This is a genomic window from Microvirga arabica, assembly GCF_016811235.1.
GTDB classification, from domain to species: Bacteria; Pseudomonadota; Alphaproteobacteria; order Rhizobiales; family Beijerinckiaceae; genus Microvirga; species Microvirga arabica.
This window is the reverse complement of sequence record NZ_JAFBID010000112.1, coordinates 1-15,485: the sequence shown is the minus strand read 5'-3', so window position 1 is coordinate 15,485 and position 15,485 is coordinate 1. Positions and strand designations below refer to the sequence as shown.

Annotated in this window: 12 protein-coding genes; all 12 read left to right on the top strand. The window is 65.1% G+C overall.

Translation table 11 applies throughout. From position 1 onward, the window contains the following. On the top strand, positions 1–1,785 hold a 1,785-nt coding region (gene sdhA, locus JQC81_RS29905; protein WP_210347317.1), incomplete at its 5' end, for a succinate dehydrogenase flavoprotein subunit. Between the two features lie 15 nt (positions 1,786–1,800). Further along, positions 1,801–2,583 carry a succinate dehydrogenase iron-sulfur subunit gene (locus JQC81_RS29900; RefSeq protein WP_203275420.1) on the top strand — a complete coding sequence of 261 codons (783 nt, stop codon included), beginning with the start codon at positions 1,801–1,803 and terminating at the stop codon, positions 2,581–2,583. 173 nt (positions 2,584–2,756) lie between these two features. Beyond that, positions 2,757–3,347 carry an AprI/Inh family metalloprotease inhibitor gene (locus JQC81_RS29895; RefSeq protein WP_203275419.1) on the top strand — a complete coding sequence of 197 codons (591 nt, stop codon included), beginning with the start codon at positions 2,757–2,759 and terminating at the stop codon, positions 3,345–3,347. A 201-nt stretch (positions 3,348–3,548) separates the two neighbouring features. Further along, positions 3,549–4,748, top strand: coding sequence for a cell division protein ZapE (gene zapE / locus JQC81_RS29890; protein WP_312887612.1), 1,200 nt, complete (start codon positions 3,549–3,551; stop codon positions 4,746–4,748). Further along, positions 4,745–5,374 carry a TetR/AcrR family transcriptional regulator gene (locus JQC81_RS29885; RefSeq protein WP_203275418.1) on the top strand — a complete coding sequence of 210 codons (630 nt, stop codon included), beginning with the start codon at positions 4,745–4,747 and terminating at the stop codon, positions 5,372–5,374. Before zapE ends, JQC81_RS29885 begins: the two co-directional genes overlap by 4 nt. A 234-nt stretch (positions 5,375–5,608) precedes the next feature. Beyond that, a complete protein-coding gene (gene mdh, locus JQC81_RS29880) occupies positions 5,609–6,571 on the top strand; it encodes a malate dehydrogenase (RefSeq protein WP_203275417.1) in 963 nt (320 codons plus the stop codon). Between the two features lie 69 nt (positions 6,572–6,640). After that, positions 6,641–7,840 (top strand): ADP-forming succinate--CoA ligase subunit beta, encoded by a 1,200-nt coding sequence (gene sucC, locus JQC81_RS29875; protein ID WP_203275416.1) that lies wholly within the window; start codon positions 6,641–6,643, stop codon positions 7,838–7,840. 12 nt (positions 7,841–7,852) lie between these two features. Beyond that, positions 7,853–8,740 carry a succinate--CoA ligase subunit alpha gene (sucD, locus tag JQC81_RS29870; protein WP_203275415.1) on the top strand — a complete coding sequence of 296 codons (888 nt, stop codon included), beginning with the start codon at positions 7,853–7,855 and terminating at the stop codon, positions 8,738–8,740. Between the two features lie 60 nt (positions 8,741–8,800). Then, the gene (locus JQC81_RS29865) at positions 8,801–11,761 is read left to right on the top strand and encodes a 2-oxoglutarate dehydrogenase E1 component (RefSeq protein ID WP_203275414.1); all 2,961 of its coding nucleotides are present in this window, start codon (positions 8,801–8,803) and stop codon (positions 11,759–11,761) included. 69 nt (positions 11,762–11,830) lie between these two features. Beyond that, positions 11,831–13,063 carry a 2-oxoglutarate dehydrogenase complex dihydrolipoyllysine-residue succinyltransferase gene (odhB, locus tag JQC81_RS29860; protein ID WP_203275413.1) on the top strand — a complete coding sequence of 411 codons (1,233 nt, stop codon included), beginning with the start codon at positions 11,831–11,833 and terminating at the stop codon, positions 13,061–13,063. A gap of 120 nt (positions 13,064–13,183) precedes the next feature. Then, on the top strand, positions 13,184–14,581 hold the full coding sequence (gene lpdA / locus JQC81_RS29855) for a dihydrolipoyl dehydrogenase (RefSeq protein ID WP_203275421.1): 1,398 nt from the start codon (positions 13,184–13,186) through the stop codon (positions 14,579–14,581). Between the two features lie 9 nt (positions 14,582–14,590). Next, positions 14,591–15,217 carry a thymidine kinase gene (locus tag JQC81_RS29850; RefSeq protein WP_203275412.1) on the top strand — a complete coding sequence of 209 codons (627 nt, stop codon included), beginning with the start codon at positions 14,591–14,593 and terminating at the stop codon, positions 15,215–15,217. Positions 15,218–15,485: the final 268 nt, after the last annotated feature.

Below are 15,485 nucleotides of genomic sequence, written 5' to 3'. Positions count from 1 at the left end.
GCCTACAACATCATCGACCACACCTTCGACGTGGTGGTCGTGGGCGCGGGCGGCGCAGGTCTTCGCGCCACCGTCGGCTGCTCGCAGGCCGGCCTTCGCACCGCCTGCATCACCAAGGTGTTCCCGACCCGCTCGCACACGGTGGCGGCGCAGGGCGGCATCTCGGCGTCCCTCGGCAACATGGGGCCGGACGACTGGCGCTGGCACATGTACGACACCGTGAAGGGCTCGGACTGGCTCGGCGACCAGGACGCCATCGAGTATCTCGTGCGCAATGCGCCCGCGGCCGTCTATGAGCTCGAGCACTGGGGCGTTCCCTTCTCCCGCACCAGCGAGGGCAAGATCTATCAGCGTCCCTTCGGCGGCATGACCACCGAGTTCGGCAAGGGCACGGCGCAGCGCACCTGTGCTGCCGCCGACCGCACGGGCCACGCGATCCTGCACACGCTCTACGGGCAGGCGGTGCGCAACCAGACCAACTTCTTCATCGAGTATTTCGCCCTCGACCTGATGATGGATTCCGACGGCCGCTGCATCGGCGTCGTGGCGCTGAACCAGTCCACCGGCGAGATCCACCGCTTCCGCGCCCACATGACGATCCTCGCCACCGGCGGCTACGGACGCGCGTATTTCTCGGCCACCTCGGCCCATACCTGCACGGGCGACGGCAACGCCATGGTGCTGCGCGCCGGCCTGCCGCTGCAGGACATGGAGTTCGTGCAATTCCACCCCACCGGCATCTACGGCTCGGGCTGCCTCATCACCGAGGGCGCGCGGGGTGAGGGCGGCTATCTCACGAACTCGGAAGGCGAGCGCTTCATGGAGCGCTACGCACCCTCGGCTAAGGACCTGGCGTCCCGTGACGTGGTGTCCCGCGCCATGACCATGGAGATCCGCGCCGGCCGCGGCGTGGGCAAGAACAAGGACCACATCTACCTGCACCTCGATCACCTCGACCCGAAGATCCTGCACGAGCGCCTGCCCGGCATCTCGGAAAGCGCCAAGATCTTCGCGGGCGTGGACGTGACCAAGGAGCCGATCCCGGTCCTGCCGACCGTGCACTACAACATGGGCGGCATCCCGACGAACTATCACGGCGAAGTGCTGACGCTGAAGAACGGCAATCCGGACACGGTGGTGCCGGGCCTCATGGCACTGGGCGAAGCGGCCTGCGTGTCCGTACACGGCGCGAATCGCCTCGGCTCGAACTCGCTGATCGACCTCGTGGTGTTCGGCCGCGCGGCGGGCCTGCGCTGCGCCGACATCCTGGAGCCGAACGCCCGCCACGCGGACCTGCCGAAGAGCGCCGACGAGATGGCGCTCTCGCGCCTGGACAAGTTCCGCTACGCCAACGGCTCCACCTCGACCGCGGAACTGCGCCTCCAGATGCAGAAGACCATGCAGAACAACTGCGCGGTGTTCCGCACCGGCGAGGTGCTGGAGGAGGGCCGCCAGCTCATCCACCAGGTCTGGAACGCCGCCGCCGACGTGAAGGTCACGGACCGCTCGCTGATCTGGAACACCGACCTTCTGGAGACACTGGAGTTCGACAACCTGATCGGCCAGGCGGTCGTCACCATGGAAGGCGCGGCCAACCGTCAGGAATCCCGCGGCGCCCACGCGCGCGAGGACTTCTCCGAGCGCGACGACAAGAACTGGATGAAGCATACGCTGGCGTGGCTCGACGACACCTCCCACAAGGTGACCCTCGATTACCGCCCGGTGCACACCTACACCATGTCGAACGACATCCAGTACATCGAGCCCAAGGCTCGCGTGTACTAAGGAAGACGAAAAACGATGGCTCAGTTCACGCTTCCCAAGAACTCCCAGTACACCGAAGGCAAGGCCTGGCCGAAGCCGGAAGGTGCCTCCAATGTTCAGGCGTTCCGCATCTACCGCTGGAACCCGGATGACGGCGCCAATCCACGCATCGACACCTATTATGTCGACCGCGACGATTGCGGCCCGATGGTTCTCGATGCGCTGTTGTGGATCAAGAACAACGTCGACTCGACGCTGGTCTTCCGCCGCTCCTGCCGCGAAGGCATCTGCGGCTCCTGCGCCATGAACATCATGGGCAAGAACACGCTTGCCTGTACCCTCGGCATCGAGGATTGCGAATCCGACACCATCAAGATCTATCCGCTGCCGCACATGCCGGTGCTGAAGGATCTGGTGCCGGATCTCACGAGCTTCTTCGCCCAGCACGCGGCCATCGAGCCCTGGCTCCAGACCCAGACGGCGGAGCCCGAGACCGAGTGGCGCCAGACTCCTGAGGAGCGCTCCAAGCTCGACGGCCTCTACGAGTGCATCCTTTGCGCCTGCTGCACCACCTCATGCCCGAGCTACTGGTGGAACGGTGACCGGTTCTTAGGGCCAGCAGCCCTGCTCCAGGCCTATCGCTGGCTCATCGACTCCCGTGACGAGGCTACGGGCGAGCGCCTCGACAACCTGCACGATCCGTTCCGGCTCTATCGCTGCCACACGATCATGAACTGCGCCAACACATGCCCGAAGGGCCTGAACCCGGCCAAGGCCATCGCCGAGGTCAAGAAGATGATGATCGCGCGGGCCGTCTGACGCATCCTCGCAACACTTTGATCAAAAGGCGCCGCTGGCGCCTTTTTTTATGGTTTGCTCTTCCCTATGTCGAAGCCGGAACAATGTTGGCCTAGGTTCATATTCCTCATGATAGCCTTGAGCCCAATAATGAGCCGTCCTTAAGTAAGACGGCTCCGCACGAGAGGACCACGATGAAAGCTTCCCTCTGTCTCGCGACGGCCGTGATGTGCTCCGCTTTGGCGCTCGGCGCGTGCTCCTCGACCCGTTTGGGCGGTCCGCCGGTCCGCAGCGCGAACGCCGCTCCGCTGGTGCCTGCGGCGCCGGTCGAGGCAGTTCCGTCCGGGCCCGTCGAGGCGGCTCCCCTGCCGCCAATCGAGGGCGCACCGCTCGCCGCCGATCCCATGGCTGCGCCGGCCAATCCCGAGATCGCCGGCCTGCCGCCCGCTCCGCCTCCCCCGACCATCGGGGGACCGGCGCCTGCGCCCGCAGCGGTGCCTGCTCCCGCCAGCCGCACCGCCATGGTGGGCAACTGGAGCGCCCAGACCTCGGGCGGCAGCTGCCGCATCCAGCTCTCGAGCTCGCCGTCGCTCGACCTTTACCGCGCCTCAGCCTCCGGCTGCTCCAACCAGGACCTGTCCCGGGTCAATGCCTGGGATTACCGCGACGGCGAGGTCTACCTCTACCAGACCGGCGGTGCGGTCGCGGCGCGCCTGCGCGGCTCGTCGGCTTCGCTGAGCGGGGTCCTCGCCAAGTCCGGCGCGCCGCTGTCGCTTTCGCGCTAACACCGGGCAGCAAGGGCCTACCGGACTTAAACGAACAAACTTCTGCCGTCATGGCCGGGCTTGTTCCGGCCATCCATGTTTTAAAGGCTTGAAGACGTGGATCCCCGGGACAAGTCCGGGGATGACGGAATAGGTTGTATTTGAAGCTAACTGGCCGCAAGACATTTGCGCTCAACGCTCCGCAGGGGTATCGATCATCCCGTGAACGATCCCTCCTTCTCCTCGCCCCGCTCCATCACGGCCCGCTACAACGCCCTGGTCGCGTCCGGCGCCATCGAGCGCGACCCGGCCCAAGTGGCGCTGCTGAAAAGGCTGGAGGCGCTGGCGGAAAGCCTCGCCCATCATCGGCTCGCCCGCAAACCCAGCGCGCTCGGCTGGCTCTTCGGCAAGAAGAGCAAGGACCACGCGCCGCCCAAGGGGCTTTACGTCTGGGGCTCGGTCGGGCGCGGAAAGACCATGCTCATGGACCTGTTCTTCGAAGCGCTGCCCGTGCGGCGCAAGCGCCGGGTCCATTTTCACGCCTTCATGTCCGACGTGCACGAGCGCATCCATGCCTATCGGCAGAAGCTAAAGAGCGGCGAGGTCTCGGGCGACGATCCCATCGCGCCCGTGGCGCAGGCCCTGGCGGACGAGGCCTGGGTGCTCTGCTTCGACGAGTTCACCGTCACGGACATTGCAGATGCCATGATCCTCGGGCGCCTGTTCACGGCGCTCTTCGCCCACGGGGTCGTGGTGGTGGCGACCTCCAATGTGGAGCCGGACAGGCTCTACGAGGGCGGTCTCAATCGTGCGCTCTTCCTGCCCTTCATCGGGCTCCTGCAGGAGCGGATGGCAGTGGTGAAGCTCGAATCCCGCACGGATTTCCGGCTCGAAAAGCTTGCCGGCAGCCCGGTCTTCTACACCCCGGCCGACGAGCAGTCCCATACGGCCCTGACCCGCGCCTTCCGGAGTCTCACGGGCCGCGACCAGGGCCGGCCCGTCACCCTGACCGTGAAGGGCCATCCCGTGGAGGTGCCGCAGGCGGCCGGCGGCGTGGCGCGCTTCTCGTTCCCGGACCTGTGCGCGAAGCCTCTGGGCGCCGCCGATTACCTGGCGGTCGCCGAGGAGTTCCACACGGTCATCCTGGAGAACATCCCCCGGATGACCTTCGAGCAGCGCAACGAGGCCAAGCGCTTCATCATGCTCATCGATGCCCTCTACGATGCCCGTGTGAAGCTGCTGGCTTCGGCCGAAGCCGAGGTGCCGGAGCTCTATCATGCCGACACAGGCCGCGAGGCCTTCGAGTTCGACCGCACGGTCTCGCGCCTGATCGAGATGCGCTCCGAGGAATACCTGTCCCTGCCGCACGGCCGCTCGGATTCGGAAGCCTCCGGCAGCACCACGGGGCTTGCCGAGACATGAGGCGGCCGGCCGGCGGCTTGGGCAGGGGGGCGGAATCCGCCCCCGCCGATTCCCGGCTCCTCGCCATCGCGGCCGACCAGCTGAAAGCATTCGGCCCCAAGCACATCACCGTGGTGGGCATTGCGGACGCGGCCGGCATGACCCACGCCAATGTCTACCGCTATTTCACCAACAAGGCGGCTCTCATCGATGCGGTGGCCGGCCAATGGCTGCGGGAGATGGAGGCGACGATTGCCGACATCGCGGATTCCCCCGATCCGGCCGACGACAAGCTCGAGCGCCTGATCCAGGCCTGGGCGCGGGTTCACCGGGATCTCCTGAAAGAGGACCGCCACCTCTTCGATGTCTATTGCACGGCCACCGAGACCTCGCGTCCTCTCGTGCGCAAGCACCGGGCCCGCATGCGCCAGCTCATCGAGCGGGTGCTGGACGAAGGGATCGTGACGGGCAAGTTCGACCCCCGGGACCGGGAAAAGGCCCATGCCTTCATCAGCGATGCAGTCTATCGCTTCATCAACCCGCTGACCGTGCGCCTCGACGCCGAGGTGCCGCAGGACATCCTCGACCAGCGCCTCGCCACCATGATCCGGGTCGTCTTAAGGGCCTTGGCGAATGGCAGCGTGTAGGGTTAGTTACAAATTTCAAATTTTGTAACAGGAAAATTCCCGAGGGCCCGGCTCAATAAGCTCCTGTAACTACGAAGTATTTCCTGATTGTTGAGCTTGAGAACACTTTTCCGGGGCCTCGAAGCCTGGCCTGTTAACCTTTTGATCGCTTGATGGCTGCCCATTTCTGGTGTCATACAGCGCCACCTCGAAAAGGCTCATGCCAACACTCCAAGGCAAACCCAAGGACATACTATGGCCCGGAAAAAGATCGCGCTCATCGGTGCAGGCCAGATCGGCGGAACGCTCGCCCATCTCGTCGGCTTGAAGGAACTCGGCGACGTCGTGCTCTTCGACATCGCGGAAGGCATTCCCCAGGGCAAAGGTCTGGACATCGCGGAATCCGCGCCGGTCGACGGGTTTGACGCCAAGTACAAGGGCGCGAACGACTATGCCGACATCGCAGGCGCCGACGTGATCATCGTCACCGCCGGCGTGCCGCGCAAGCCGGGCATGAGCCGCGATGACCTCATCGGCATCAACCTGAAGGTCATGGAAGCGGTCGGCGGCGGCATCAAACAATATGCCCCGAACGCCTTCGTCATCTGCATCACCAACCCGCTCGACGCCATGGTGTGGGCGCTCCAGAAGTTCTCCGGCCTGAAGCCCGAAAAGATCGTCGGCATGGCCGGCGTGCTGGACTCGGCCCGCTTCCGCCACTTCCTCGCCGAGGAGTTCAACGTGTCGGTCGAGGACGTGACCGCCTTCGTGCTCGGCGGCCACGGCGACGACATGGTGCCGCTGGTGCGCTACTCCACCGTCGCCGGCATCCCGCTGCCCGACCTCGTGAAGATGGGCTGGACCAGCCAGGAGAAGCTCGACGCTATGGTCGAGCGCACCCGCAAGGGCGGCGGCGAGATCGTCAACCTGCTCAAGACCGGCTCCGCCTTCTACGCGCCGGCCGCTTCCGCCATCGCCATGGCCGAGAGCTACCTCAAGGACAAGAAGCGCGTCCTGCCCTGCGCGGCCTATCTCAATGGCCAGTACGGCGTGAAGGACATGTTCGTGGGCGTTCCGATCGTGATCGGCGAGAACGGCGTCGAGCGCATCGTCGAGGTCGAGTTCTCCGGTGAGGAGAAGGCCATGTTCGAGAAGTCGGTGGCGTCCGTGCAAGGCCTCGTCGATGCCTGCAAGCAGATCAACCCGGCCCTCGCTTAATTATTGCACGTCATGGCCGGCTCTGTGCCGGCCATCCACGTCTTCAACCGCTGCTGCGGAGAGAAACGAATGAACATCCATGAATATCAAGGCAAAGCGGTCCTGAAGGAGTTCGGCCTGCCGGTCTCCAACGGCCGGGCCATCTTCTCCGCCGACGAGGCTGAGGCTGCTGCCAAGGAACTCGGCGGTCCGCTCTGGGTCGTGAAGTCCCAGATCCATGCAGGCGGCCGCGGCAAGGGCAAGTTCAAGGAAGCGGAAGCCGGCGAGAAGGGCGGCGTGCGCCTTGCCAAGTCCGTAGACGAGGTGAAGCAGTTCGCCCAGCAGATGCTAGGCCGAACGCTGGTCACGATCCAGACCGGCGAGGCCGGCAAGCAGGTCAACCGCCTGTATATCGAGGATGGCTCCGACATCGAGAAGGAGTTCTACCTCTCCATGCTCGTCGACCGCGAGACCGGCCGCGTGGCCTTCGTCGTCTCGACGGAAGGCGGCATGGATATCGAGCAGGTCGCCCACGACACCCCCGAGAAGATCCTGACCTTCTCGGTCGATCCCGCGACCGGCGTGATGCCGCATCACGGCCGCACCGTCGCCAAGGCGCTCGGCCTGACCGGTTCGCTCGCCAAGGAAGCCGAGGACGTGGTTGCAAAGCTCTATAAAGCCTTCATTGCGAAGGACATGGAGATGCTGGAGATCAACCCGCTCATCGTCACCAAGGACGGGCACCTCAAGTGCCTCGACGCCAAGATCTCCTTCGACGGCAACGCCCTCTACCGCCACCCTGACGTGGTCGCGCTGCGCGACATCACGGAAGAGGACGAGAAGGAAATCGAGGCCTCCAAGTACGACCTCGCCTATATCGCGCTGGACGGCACCATCGGCTGCATGGTCAACGGCGCTGGCCTCGCCATGGCGACGCTGGACATCATCAAGCTCTACGGCGAAGAGCCGGCGAACTTCCTCGATGTCGGCGGCGGCGCCTCCGAGGAAAAGGTGACGGCGGCGTTCAAGATCATCACGGCCGACCCGAACGTGAAGGGCATCCTGGTCAACATCTTCGGCGGCATCATGAAGTGCGACGTCATCGCCCGCGGCGTGATCGCGGCGGTGAAGACGGTCGGCCTGCAGGTTCCGCTGGTGGTGCGTCTCGAAGGCACCAACGTGGAAGAGGGCAAGCAGATCATCCGCGAGTCCGGCCTCAACGTGATTCCGGCGGACGACCTCGACGACGCCGCCCAGAAGATCGTGAACGCCGTGCGCGGCGGAAAGTAAGGTTTCGACCCGATGTCCATCCTCATCACCAAAGACACCAAGGTCATCTGCCAGGGCTTCACCGGCAAGAACGGGACCTTCCATTCCGAGCAGGCCATCGCCTACGGCACCAAGATGGTCGGCGGCACCTCGCCGGGCAAAGGCGGCTCCACGCATCTCGGCCTGCCCGTGTTCGACACGGTCATGGAAGCGCGCGAGAAGACCGGCGCCGATGCCTCGGTGGTCTACGTTCCGCCTCCGGGCGCGGCGGACGCCATCTGCGAGGCCATCCAGGCCGAGATCCCGCTCATCGTCTGCATCACGGAAGGCATTCCGGTGCAGGACATGGTGCGCGTGAAGCGCTCGCTCCAGGGCTCCAAGTCGCGCCTCATCGGCCCGAACTGCCCCGGCATCGTCACGGCGGGCGAGTCGAAGATCGGCATCATGCCGGCCAACATCTTCAAGCCCGGCTCGGTCGGCATCGTGTCGCGCTCCGGCACGCTCACCTACGAGGCCGTGTTCCAGACCACCAACGAGGGCCTCGGCCAGACAACGGCTGTGGGCATCGGCGGCGACCCGGTGAAGGGCACCGAGTTCATCGAGATGCTCGACATGTTCCTGTCCGACCCCAAGACCGAGTCGATCGTCATGATCGGCGAGATCGGCGGTTCGGCCGAGGAAGAGGCCGCCGAGTTCATCGCCCGCGAAGCCAAGAAGGGCCGCAAGAAGCCGATGGTGGGCTTCATTGCCGGCCGCACGGCGCCTCCCGGACGCCGCATGGGCCATGCCGGCGCCATCATCTCCGGCGGCAAGGGCGGTGCCGAGGACAAGATCGCCGCCATGGAGGCCGCGGGCATCCGCGTGTCGCCGTCGCCGGCCCGCCTCGGCAAGACCCTCGTTGAGGTTCTCAAGGGCCAATAACCGATAAAGGCCGCCTCGAACCCGGGGCGGCCCACAATCATTTTCACATCGAGTATTGTCATGGCACGCCAAGACGCCAACGAAAAGCTTCTCAACACCGCCTTCCTCTATGGGGCGAACGCCTCTTATATCGAGGACCTTCACGCCCGCTACGAGCAGGATCCGTCCTCGGTCGACGCCGAGTGGCAGGCCTTCTTCGGCGCCCTGAAGGACGACAAGCAGGCTGTCGAGAAAGCCGCCAAGGGCCCATCCTGGGAGAAGGCGAACTGGCCGATCCACGCCAATGGCGAGCTCGTCTCCGCGCTCGACGGCAACTGGGCGCAGGTCGAGAAGGCGGTCGGCGACAAGATCAAGGCGAAGGCGCAAGCCAAGGGCGCCGAGATCAGCCAGGCCGATGTGCAGCAGGCCACCCGCGATTCCGTGCGCGCCATCATGCTGATCCGCGCCTATCGCGTGCGCGGCCACCTGCATGCCAAACTCGATCCGCTCGAGATCAACCCGCGTCCGAACGATCAGGAACTGCACCCGTCCCATTACGGCTTCACGGAAGCCGACTGGGACCGCAAGATCTTCCTCGACAACGTGCTCGGCCTCGAGTTCGGCACGATCCGCGAGATCGTCGCGATCCTCGACCGCACCTACTGCCAGACGCTAGGCGTCGAGTTCATGCACATCTCCGATCCGGTCGAGAAGGCCTGGATCCAGGAGCGCATCGAGGGTCCCGACAAGGAGATCAGCTTCACCAAGGAAGGCAAGCGCGCCATCCTCAACAAGCTTGTCGAGGCTGAAGGCTTCGAGAAGTTCCTGGATGTCCGATACACCGGCACCAAGCGCTTCGGTCTCGATGGCGGCGAGTCGCTGATCCCGGCCCTGGAGCAGATCATCAAGCGCGGCGGCAATCTCGGCGTGAAGGAGATCGTGCTCGGCATGGCCCATCGCGGCCGCCTCAACGTGCTCACCCAGGTGATGGGCAAGCCGCACCGGGCGCTGTTCCACGAGTTCAAGGGCGGCTCCTTCGCGCCCGACGACGTGGAAGGCTCGGGCGACGTGAAGTACCATCTCGGCGCCTCGTCGGACCGCACCTTCGACGGCAACAACGTCCACCTGTCGCTCACCGCCAACCCGTCGCACCTGGAGATCGTCAATCCCGTGGTGCTCGGCAAGGTGCGCGCCAAGCAGGACCAGCACGGCTGCACGCCCGACAACCGTACGGCCGTCATGCCGCTCCTCATCCACGGCGACGCGGCCTTCGCCGGCCAGGGCGTTGTGGCGGAGTGCTTCGGGCTGTCGGGCCTGCGAGGTCACCGCACCGGGGGCTGGATCTCGTTCATCATCAACAACCAGATCGGCTTCACCACCGATCCGCGCTTCTCGCGCTCCTCGCCCTATCCGTCGGATGTGGCGAAGATGGTCGAGGCGCCGATCTTCCACGTGAACGGCGACGATCCGGAGGCGGTGGTCTTCGCTGCGAAAGTGGCGGCCGAATACCGGCAGAAGTTCCAGAAGCCTGTCGTTATCGACATGTTCTGCTACCGCCGCTTCGGCCACAACGAGGGCGACGAGCCGGCGTTCACCCAGCCGCTCATGTACCGCAAGATCCGGTCGCACACGTCGATCACCGAACTCTACTCCAAGAAGCTTATCGCCGAGGGCGTCGTCACCGAGGCCGAAGTCGAGGAGATGAAGTCGACCTGGCGCTCGAAGCTCGATGCCGAGTTCGACATCGCGTCGAACTACAAGCCCAACAAGGCCGACTGGCTCGATGGACGCTGGTCGGGCCTCAAGGCCGTGCGCGAGGACCAGGACGATCCGCGGCGCGGGCAGACCGGCGTGTCGGTCGAGACCCTGCAGCAGATCGGCAAGGCGCTCACCACCATTCCGGACGGCTTCCACCTTCACCGCACGATCCAGCGCTTCCTCGACAACCGCAAGAAGATGCTGGAGACCGGCGAGGGCTTCGACTGGGCCATGGCCGAGGCTCTGGCCTTCGGCTCGCTCCTGTTGGAGGGTCATCGCGTGCGCCTCTCCGGCCAGGATGTGGAGCGCGGCACCTTCTCGCAGCGCCACTCGGTTCTCACCGACCAGGAGAACGAGGAGCGCTACACCAACCTCAACCACATCAGCGAAACCCAAGCCCGTTACGAGGTCATCAACTCGATGCTCTCGGAGGAGGCGGTGCTCGGCTTCGAATACGGCTACACGCTGTCCGAGCCGAATGCCCTGACCCTGTGGGAAGCCCAGTTCGGCGACTTCGCCAACGGGGCCCAGGTTGTGTTCGACCAGTTCGTGTCGTCGGGCGAGCGCAAGTGGCTGCGCATGTCGGGCCTCGTCTGCCTGCTGCCGCACGGCTATGAGGGCCAGGGTCCCGAGCATTCCTCCGCCCGCCTGGAGCGCTTCCTCCAGATGTGCGCCGAGGACAACATGCAGGTGGGCTACTGCTCCACGCCGGCGAACTACTTCCACATCCTGCGCCGGCAGCTCAAGCGCGACTTCCGCAAGCCGCTGGTGCTGATGACCCCGAAGAGCCTGCTGCGCCACAAGCGCTGCACGTCCTCGCTCGCGGACATCTCGGAGGGCACGTACTTCCACCGCGTCCTGCAGGACGACGCCCAGACCGGCCGCGACGTCACCAAGCTGGTGAAGGACGACAAGATCCGGCGCGTGGTGATCTGCACGGGCAAGGTCTATTACGACCTGCTGGAGGAGCGTGAGAAGCGGGGCATCGACGATGTCTACCTGCTGCGCGTCGAGCAGCTTTATCCGTTCCCGGCGAAGTCGCTGGCGGCCGAGATCGCCCGCTTCAAGAAGGCCGACGTGGTGTGGTGCCAGGAAGAGCCCAAGAACATGGGCTCCTGGATGTTCGTCGAGCCCTATCTCGAATGGGTGCTCAAGACGGCCGGCTCCAAGGTGGATCGTCCCCGCTATGTGGGCCGCCCCGCTTCCGCTGCCACCGCCACCGGCCTCATGTCCAAGCATCAGGCCCAGCTGCAGGCCTTCCTCGACGAGGCTTTCGCGGCGTAAAACCCGCGGGAGCACTCATCCGATTCCGAGGGGCCGGGAAACCGGTTCCGCAAAGACCAAAAGACGACCATGGCAACCGAAATCCGCGTACCCACCCTTGGCGAATCCGTATCAGAGGCCACCATTGGCCGCTGGTTCAAGAAGCCCGGCGATCCCGTGAAGGCCGACGAGCCCGTGCTCGAGCTCGAGACCGACAAGGTCACCCTCGAGGTCAATGCGCCTACGAGCGGCACGCTGGGCGATATCATCGCCAAGGACGGCGAGACGGTGAGCCCCGGCGCGGTGCTCGGCTCCATCGTCGACGGCGGCGCGGCGGCGGCTCCCGCAGCCGCCCCGAAGGCTGAAGCGCCGAAGGCCGCTCCGGCTCCCGCGGCTGCGCCTGCTCCGGCAGCCGCTGCTCCCGGCGCCGCCAAGGATCACGGCCCGGCCGTTGCCCGTTTGGCCGCCGAGAGCGGCGTGAGCCCGGCGGGTGTGGGCGGCACCGGCAAGGACGGCCGCGTGACCAAGGGCGACATGCTGGCCGCCATCGCAACCGGCGGCGCCCAGGCTGCCGCGCCGGCTGCTCCCGTTCAGGTGCGCGCGCCTTCCGCCCCGAGCGATGCGGAGCGCGAAGAGCGCGTGAAGATGACGAAGCTGCGCCAGACCATCGCGCGCCGCCTCAAGGACGCCCAGAACACCGCCGCCATGCTCACCACGTTCAACGACGTGGATATGAGCGCGGTGATGAACATGCGCAGCCAGTACAAGGACGTGTTCGAGAAGAAGCACGGCACCAAGCTCGGCTTCATGGGCTTCTTCACCAAGGCGGTGATCCAGGCGCTCAAGGACGTGCCGGCGGTGAACGCCGAGATCGACGGCCAGGACCTCGTCTACAAGAACTACTACCACATCGGCATCGCGGTCGGCACCGAGAAGGGCCTCGTGGTGCCTGTCGTGCGCGACGCGGACGACCTGTCGGTCGCCGGCATCGAGAAGAAGATTGCCGAATTCGGCAAGCGGGCGCGAGACGGCAAGCTCTCCATCGACGAGATGCAGGGCGGCACCTTCACCATCACCAATGGCGGCATCTACGGCTCGCTCATGTCGACGCCGATCCTCAACGCGCCGCAATCGGGCATTCTCGGCATGCACCGCATCGAGGACCGCCCAGTGGTGCAGGGCGGCCAGGTGGTGGTGCGCCCGATGATGTATCTCGCGCTCTCCTACGACCACCGCATCGTCGACGGCAAGGAAGCCGTGACCTTCCTCGTGCGGGTCAAGGAAGCCCTGGAGGATCCGGCACGCCTCGTGCTCGATCTGTAATCGAAACACTTCGTCATGCCCGGCCTCGTGCCGGGCATCCACGTTTTTCTACGCCGGGTGGCCATCCAAGACGTGGATGGCCGGGACAAGCCCGGCCATGACGTCCAAGGGGGCGAATTCATGTCCTACGATCTCATCGTCATCGGCACCGGCCCCGGCGGGTATGTGTGCGCCATCCGGGCAGCCCAACTCGGCCTCAAGGCCGCCGTGGTCGAAAAGCGCAAGACCCATGGCGGCACCTGCCTCAATGTGGGCTGCATCCCGTCCAAGGCCCTGCTGCATGCCTCGCACATGTTCCAGGACGCGCAGCACTTCGCCGACATGGGCATCGGCGTCTCCGCGCCGACACTGGATCTCAAGAAGATGCTGGAGTTCAAGCAGGAAGGCGTCGACGGCAACACCAAGGGCGTCGAGTTCCTGCTCAAGAAGAACAAGATCGATGCCTTCATCGGGACCGCGCGCATCGCCGCTCCCGGTCAGGTCGAGGTGACGGCCGAGGACGGCTCGAACCAGGTGCTCGAGACGAAGAACATCGTCATCGCCACCGGCTCCGACGTGACCCGCCTGCCGGGCATCGAGATCGATGAGACGGTGGTGGTCTCCTCCACCGGAGCGCTCGACCTTGAGACCGTGCCGAAGCGCCTCGTGGTGATCGGCGCCGGCGTGATCGGCCTGGAGCTCGGCTCCGTGTGGCGCCGTCTGGGCTCCGAGGTGACGGTGGTGGAATATCTCGACCGCATCCTGCCCGGCATGGACGGAGAGGTGGCCAAGAACTTCCAGCGCATTCTCGGCAAGCAGGGATTCCAGTTCAAGCTCGGCGCCAAGGTGACCAAGGTCGAGCGGACCGGCAACGGCGCGACGCTCACCGTCGAGCCCGCCGCCGGCGGCAACCCGGAGACCCTTGAGGCCGACGTGGTGCTCGTGGCGGTGGGCCGCGTGCCCTACACGCAGGGCCTTGGCCTCGACAAAGTGGGCGTCCAGCTCGACAACCGCGGCCGCATCCAGACGGATGCGCATTTCTCCACCAACGTCACCGGCATCTACGCCATCGGCGACGTGATCGCCGGCCCCATGCTCGCCCACAAGGCCGAGGACGAGGGTGTGGCGGTTGCCGAGATCCTAGCCGGCAAGGCGGGCCACGTGAACTACGACGTGATCCCGAGCGTGGTCTATACGTTCCCGGAGGTCGCCTCCGTGGGCAAGACCGAGGAGGAACTGAAGGCCGCAGGCATCGCGTACAATGCGGGAAAATTCCCCTTCACGGCCAATGGCCGCGCCAAGGTGAACAAGACCACGGATGGCTTCGTGAAGATCCTGGCCGATGCCTCAACCGACAAGGTGCTCGGCGTGCACATCGTGGGCGCGGAAGCCGGCAACCTGATCCACGAGGCGGCCATCGCCATGGAGTTCGGCGCTTCTTCCGAAGACATGGCCCGCACCTGCCACGCGCACCCGACGCTTGCGGAGGCTGTGAAGGAAGCGGCCCTCGCGGTGGAGAAGCGCGCCATTCACATGTAAGATGGTGAGATGGCAAAGCTCCACTTCATCTATTCGGTGATGAATGCAGGCAAGACGACCCATCTCCTGCAGGTTCGCTACAATTACATCGAGAACGGCGGCAACGTGCTGCTGTTCACGAGCCTGATCGACGACCGCTTCGGCGTCGGCAAGGTGAAGTCGCGCATCGGCCTCGAGGCCGATGCGATCCCCTTGCGGAAGAGCGACGACATCGCCGCCATCGTGGCGGGCGAGCATGCGGCAAAGCCCGTAACCGTCGTGCTGATCGACGAGGTCCAGTTCATGACCGCCGAGCAGGTCCGCCAGCTCGCCTGGATCGTCGACGAGCTGAAGATCCCGGTCATGGCCTACGGGCTCAAGAACAACGTCTACGGCACGCTGTTCAGCGACGCGATCATCGCCATGATGGCGCTGGCCGAGGATTTCCAGGAGATCAAGCAGCTCTGCCATTGCGGCCGCAAGGCCACGATGATCCTGAAATACGACCGCAACGGCGAAGCCGTGCGCTCCGGTGAGGTCATCGAGATCGGCGGCGAGGGCCGCTACGTGTCCGTCTGCCGCCCGCACTGGACGGCCGGAGACATCGGCCCGGCTGCGCGGCAGCTGCTGGCCGAGGCCGTTGTCGCTGCGGAATAGGCGCTGACGGTGCCGTGTCATCCCCAGCGCACGAAGTGCGGGAAGGGGATCCATAGCGCCGAGCGTATAGGTGGATTCCCTTCCCCTCCGCTTTAGCTCCGGCTGGGAATAACACCCTCCTTGCCCTGACACCCTCTGCGTCACCCCGGGACTTGGTCTGGGGATCCACGTCTTCCTGGGTTCCGTTTTACAGCCCTCATCCTGAGGAGCAGCCGTGAGGCTGCGTCTCGAAGGAGGATCCAGTGCTCTCTGGAAGCTCCTTCGAGAC

What these genes read in the sequence shown, in the direction of transcription:
- lpdA (WP_203275421.1), top strand. Translation starts at nt 13,184, where the DNA reads ATGTCCTACGATCTCATCGTCATCGGCACCGGCCCCGGCGGGTATGTG.
- JQC81_RS29865 (WP_203275414.1), top strand. Translation starts at nt 8,801, where the DNA reads ATGGCACGCCAAGACGCCAACGAAAAGCTTCTCAACACCGCCTTCCTC.
- JQC81_RS29895 (WP_203275419.1), top strand. Translation starts at nt 2,757, where the DNA reads ATGAAAGCTTCCCTCTGTCTCGCGACGGCCGTGATGTGCTCCGCTTTG.
- JQC81_RS29900 (WP_203275420.1), top strand. Translation starts at nt 1,801, where the DNA reads ATGGCTCAGTTCACGCTTCCCAAGAACTCCCAGTACACCGAAGGCAAG.
- JQC81_RS29885 (WP_203275418.1), top strand. Translation starts at nt 4,745, where the DNA reads ATGAGGCGGCCGGCCGGCGGCTTGGGCAGGGGGGCGGAATCCGCCCCC.
- sucC (WP_203275416.1), top strand. Translation starts at nt 6,641, where the DNA reads ATGAACATCCATGAATATCAAGGCAAAGCGGTCCTGAAGGAGTTCGGC.
- odhB (WP_203275413.1), top strand. Translation starts at nt 11,831, where the DNA reads ATGGCAACCGAAATCCGCGTACCCACCCTTGGCGAATCCGTATCAGAG.
- sucD (WP_203275415.1), top strand. Translation starts at nt 7,853, where the DNA reads ATGTCCATCCTCATCACCAAAGACACCAAGGTCATCTGCCAGGGCTTC.
- JQC81_RS29850 (WP_203275412.1), top strand. Translation starts at nt 14,591, where the DNA reads ATGGCAAAGCTCCACTTCATCTATTCGGTGATGAATGCAGGCAAGACG.
- mdh (WP_203275417.1), top strand. Translation starts at nt 5,609, where the DNA reads ATGGCCCGGAAAAAGATCGCGCTCATCGGTGCAGGCCAGATCGGCGGA.